The organism is bacterium endosymbiont of Bathymodiolus sp. 5 South (assembly GCF_900128535.1).
Taxonomy (GTDB): domain Bacteria; phylum Pseudomonadota; class Gammaproteobacteria; order PS1; family Pseudothioglobaceae; genus Thiodubiliella.
In genome coordinates, this window is the sequence record NZ_FQTR01000124.1 from 1 (window position 1) to 5161 (window position 5161).

Sequence of the window (5161 nt, forward strand, 5' to 3'; positions counted from 1 at the left end):
AAACCTTGTCCTAGCAGGGCTAAGGCTGGGTTTAAAAAATCGCCAAGTGGATGAAAAGTGGGTTTCTGATGATTGTTCCTATTTATGCAAGGGTCTCTAATATTCTAAAGGGCATCATTGAGTTCGCTTAGCTGGTTGGTTTGTTGCTCAACGATGAGTGGCTCAATCACCGATTCTAAGTCGCCTTCCATAATTTCTGCTAATTTGTAAAGCGTTAGGTTAATACGATGTTCAGTAATGCGTCCTTGTGGGTAGTTGTAGGTGCGGATGCGTTGTGAGCGGTCGCCACTGCCGACGAGTTCTTTGCGAGTCGATGCTTGTTCTTTTTGCTGTGCTTGTTGCTGTGCATCTAAGATGCGTGATGCCAATACCGACATTGCCTGTGCCTTGTTTTTGTGTTGTGAGCGACCATCTTGGCATTCCACCACCGTATTGGTGGGGATATGGGTGAGACGCACAGCAGAATCGGTTTTATTGACATGTTGGCCACCAGCGCCAGAGGCTCTAAAGGTATCAACACGCACATCGTTCATATTGATATTAATTTCTTCGATATTTTCTACTTCCGGCATAATTGCCACGGTGCAAGCGGAAGTGTGTACGCGACCTTGGGATTCAGTTTCTGGTACGCGTTGCACACGGTGTGCACCTGATTCAAATTTGAGTTTTGAATAGACATTAACACCGCTAATACGCGCGATAATTTCTTTAAAACCACCATGCTCACCTGCGTTAGCGCTCATGACTTCTATTTGCCATTTTTGTTTTTCAACATAGCGCGAATACATTTTGAATAAATCACCTGAAAAGAGTGAAGCTTCATCGCCACCTGTGCCTGCACGGATTTCAATAATAATATTGCGTGAATCATTGGGATCTTTAGGCAGTAATGCTTTTTTAAGGTCTAATTCAAGTCGTTCTAATTTACCCTTACCCGAGGCAATTTCTTCTTTTGCCATAGCACGCATTTCATCATCATTTTCCAACAACATGGCTCTGGCGGCTTCAACATCTTCTTGCGTACTTAAATACCCACAGAATTGTTCAACCACAGGGGTGAGTTGCGCATGTTCAATAGACAATTCACGAAATTTATTTTGGTTTGAGGCAACATCTGGGTCGCTGAGCATCACACCCACCTCTTCAAGTCGCATTGAGAGTTGTTCAAGTTTGGCAATGAGTGAAGCATTCATGATTTTTTTGCCTTGTTTTTAGGGATGCAAAACTCACAATGATTGAGCTGCTGAGCCTTTGCTTGTTTGATATTGCTAAAGGGTGTGTGTAATAATTTATTGGTCAGTTGGTCACCTAGTTGAGTGATAATTGTTTGTGCATCTCCCCCATTTTTAAGTTTTTTAAGTGCCATTTCAACGGCTGATTGTTTAATTTGATAGGCATTTTTCTTGTAAACTTGGATGATTTCTTCGTTAGGTAGCGCTGCTACCCAATGGGTGAATTTTTTGTTTTCACCGATAACGATTCCTTCAGCCAGTGTTTTTTCTTTATTGCGATTGTTGATGTTGTTGTCTACCACTTGTTGTAGGTCATCGACTGTGTATAAAAACACATCATCAAGTTGTGCGACTTCTGGCTCAATATCTCTAGGGATGGCAATATCCAACATAAACATTGGTTTGTGCTTGCGCGTTTTGAGCGCACTCTCAATCAAACCTTTGCCAATGATTGGCACACTGGCAGCAGTAGAAGAAATAATAATATCTGCCTCGTGCACCACTGATGAAAATTGTTTTAAACTGATGGACACTGCACCGTATAAATCGGCAATTTTCTTGGCATTTTCAACCGTTCTATTAGCAACAATCATTTTCTTCACGCCTTTTTGATTAAGGTGTTGAGCGCACAACTCAATCATCTCACCTGCACCAATGAGCATGACGGTTTGTTGCGATAAATCGGCAAAAATCTTCTCACTGAGTTTGACTGCGCAATAAGCAACTGAAACCACTGATGAGCCGATTTGGGTGTCAGTTCGGACTTTTTTAGCCGTTGAAAAAGCGTGTTGAAAGAGTTTTTCTAATAATTTGTTGAGTGTGTCTGCTGCTTTGGCAGCGTGGTAGGCATCTTTAAGTTGCCCTAGGATTTGTGGCTCACCCAATACTAAAGAATCCAGTCCAGTTGCCACGCGACAGATGTGTTTGAGTGCATCATCGCCTTCAAAATAAACCAAATAAGGGTCTAACTTTTTTCTGGCAACATTATGCGTGGTGGCAAGATAATCACTCAGTATTTGTTGTGCATTGTTACTATCAACAATACTGTAAATCTCAGAGCGATTACAAGTGGATAGAATGACGCAAGCCTCAATACCTTGAACCTTGTTGAGTTGTTTCAAGGCACTGGATAATTTATGAGCTGAAAACGCAACTTTCTCACGCACTGCAACAGGTGCAAGTTGATGGTTAACACTTAAAATGGCAATTTTACGCACGAAAAAAATTAGATAAATAAACACTCAATTATACCATAAGAGCACTGTTTAGCGTTACAATACGCAGCCATGAAAACACTTGTATTATTGTTGTTATTTGGCTTTTTATCTGCTTGCTCAACAATACCAGAGCACTCTGAGCCATTGGTCTATTCAAACAGTATTCCGAGCGTATGGACGATAGCAGGGCAACTCAGTGTCATGCGCAACAAAAAAACTGACACAGTTAGTTTTGAATTTAGCCAACAAAGCGGGTATTATCAATTAGCATTTAGTGGCTCATTTGGGTTGGGGCAAAGACAAATAAAGCAAACCGAACAAGGCTTGTTGATTGACGACAAACTCACTTTATTAACATTAGAACAGTGGATGAAACTTGAGTTGGGTTGGTATTTTCCAGTAGAGACTTTAGAGGACATTGTTTTTAAAGGTGATGATAATAAGAGTCAAGATTGGCAGATTAGCACGAGTAGGCACCGAGTGTTTAAGGGGATTGCTTATCCAAAAATTATCCGTTTAACTCATCCAGACAAACACATTAAAATCAAACTTCTGTTGCAAGAAGTTAATCGGTTAAAATAACGCAATATGATAGAAGAAGATTCCTTAGTAAGTGCAGAGAAGCAAGAAAACGAAGCCATTATTATGACTTCGGTTCGCCCTAAATTGCTCAGCGAATATATTGGTCAAAAAGATGTTAAATCTCAGATGTCATTGTTTATCAAAGCTGCTAAAAAGCGTGGCGATGTGCTGGACCACACCCTAATTTATGGCCCACCAGGGCTAGGAAAAACCACCTTGGCAAATGTGATTGCCAATCAAATGGGTGCAGGATTTAAGCAAAGTTCTGGCCCTGTGTTAGAGCGCTCAGGGGATTTGGCAGCAATACTCACCAAACTTGAACCCTATGATGTGTTGTTTATTGACGAGATTCATCGCCTCAATCCTGTGGTGGAAGAAATTCTATACCCTGCTTTGGAAGATTTTAAACTTGACATTATGGTCGGTGAGGGTATAGCCGCACATTCTGTGCAACTGGAATTGCCCCCGTTTACTTTGATTGGCGCAACCACGCGTGCAGGCATGTTAACCTCACCTCTTAGAGCTAGATTTGGTATTGTCCAACGCTTAGCGTTTTATGAAGTCAAAGACTTACAAAAAATTGTAGTGCGTTCTGCCGATATTTTAGATATCCAAATAGAGTCAGACGGCGCATTAGAGATTGCTAAGCGTTCTCGTGGCACACCAAGAATTGCGAATCGATTATTGCGCCGAGTGCGTGATTTTGCTGATGTTAAAACCAATGGCATCGTGCATCAAGCCATTGCACATGAAGCCTTGAGTGAGCTTAAGGTAGACGAATTAGGTTTAGAGCAATTAGACAGAGAATATTTATCAATGATAACACAAAAATTTGGCGGTGGTCCAGTGGGCTTGGATACACTTTCAACAGCGATTGGCGAAGATCGTGGCACTTTGGAAGACATGATAGAACCTTATTTAATTCAGCAAGGCTTTATTATGCGTACGCCGCGTGGGCGCAGTGCGACCAATCTTGCCTATGAACATTTGGGTTTAAAAAACCCTGATGCACCAGCCTCAAGTTTGTTTGATGAATGAAACAAACAAAAAAATTTAACCATGAGATTGCGACGCTAAACACATACTAGCAGTCATTATTTTTGCTTTTTGTTGTAAAAAAACACTTTTTTGTATTTTTTTTGCAAAAAAGTGTTGACTTTTCTATAAACACTCGTATAATTAACACCATCTTTGCAATTTTGCGGAGGTTTTTTTTCACAACTTACGGAGTATATAATGAAAAAATTAATAGTCGCTGCAGTAGCAGCAACAATGGCATCAGCATCAATGGCTGATATTTCAATCAAGGGTGATGCGTATCTTCAATATGCTGACAAGGGTATTGGTCAAAGTGGTAGTACCACTGTAAATGCCAAGCGTGTTAACTTAAATGTAATTGGTAAGTTTGGTGTAACCAAAGTGGTTGCTAGTTTTAGAACTGACGATCAGAATGCAAATCGTTCTAGTGCTTCTAATTTACATCAATTCTATATCACCACTAAAGTGGGTCCTGTCAATGTTAAAGCGGGCGATTTTTATAGTACAATTGGCTTGGGTGCATGGAGTAAGGGTGAGAAAAGCACAGATGCTCTATCTTTATCAACTAAAGTAGGTCCTGTTACTTTAGGTATATATACAACTAATGGAGGAACTGCTTCTTCTGAAGGTTTAGCTACTATTACTATTCCTGCTGTTGCTGCTGTTGCTGCTGTTCCTGCTACCGCCACTACTCCTGCTGTTGCTGCTGTTGCTGCTGTTCCTGCACATACTGTTAATGTTCCGACTATTGATCATGTTCATGTTGCTAGCACAACACATGTTAGCATTGCTGCTGACATTGCTGGTGCAAAAGTTAAGATAATTAATAACCCTAAGGCTAAATGGACAAACCTTTCTGCTAAGGGTACTTTCGGTGGTATCTTAGTTGCTGCTGAACATCATAAGCAAAAAGCAGCAGGCACTAGCACTAATGTTGAACAAAAAGTAACTTTACTTCATGTTGGCGGTAAAGTAGGCGCTGTTAAATGGGATGTTGCTCAGTATAAGAACAAAGATGCTGCTGCAGGTTCTAACGCTAAGTTTGCACCATTAGGCTCTATGCTAGTTGGTACAAGCGCTCGTGGTGTTACA

The 5161-nt window shown here is 40.9% G+C and carries 5 protein-coding genes; 3 read left to right on the forward strand and 2 right to left on the reverse strand.

Annotated features, from left to right (window positions below; all coding sequences use genetic code 11):
- Positions 1-104: 104 nt before the first annotated feature.
- Together prfA and hemA are read right to left on the reverse strand one after the other, a co-directional pair.
- Positions 105-1193: a peptide chain release factor 1 gene (gene prfA / locus BBROOKSOX_RS08860; RefSeq protein ID WP_139661144.1), complete on the reverse strand. Its 1089-nt coding sequence runs from the start codon at positions 1191-1193 to the stop codon at positions 105-107.
- Positions 1190-2449: a glutamyl-tRNA reductase gene (gene hemA / locus BBROOKSOX_RS08865; RefSeq protein ID WP_139661147.1), complete on the reverse strand. Its 1260-nt coding sequence runs from the start codon at positions 2447-2449 to the stop codon at positions 1190-1192. The genes prfA and hemA overlap by 4 nt, the downstream gene beginning before the upstream one ends.
- A gap of 69 nt (positions 2450-2518) precedes the next feature.
- On the opposite strand from hemA, the gene BBROOKSOX_RS08870 reads away from it, so the two are divergent.
- The 3 genes from BBROOKSOX_RS08870 to BBROOKSOX_RS08880 all read left to right on the forward strand — a co-directional run.
- A complete protein-coding gene (locus BBROOKSOX_RS08870; protein WP_139661150.1) occupies positions 2519-3031 on the forward strand; it encodes a lipoprotein insertase outer membrane protein LolB in 513 nt (170 codons plus the stop codon).
- 6 nt (positions 3032-3037) lie between these two features.
- Positions 3038-4069 (forward strand): Holliday junction branch migration DNA helicase RuvB, encoded by a 1032-nt coding sequence (gene ruvB, locus BBROOKSOX_RS08875; protein ID WP_139661153.1) that lies wholly within the window; start codon positions 3038-3040, stop codon positions 4067-4069.
- 198 nt (positions 4070-4267) lie between these two features.
- A partial coding sequence (locus BBROOKSOX_RS08880) for a hypothetical protein (protein ID WP_139661156.1) occupies positions 4268-5161 on the forward strand: 894 nt, incomplete at its 3' end.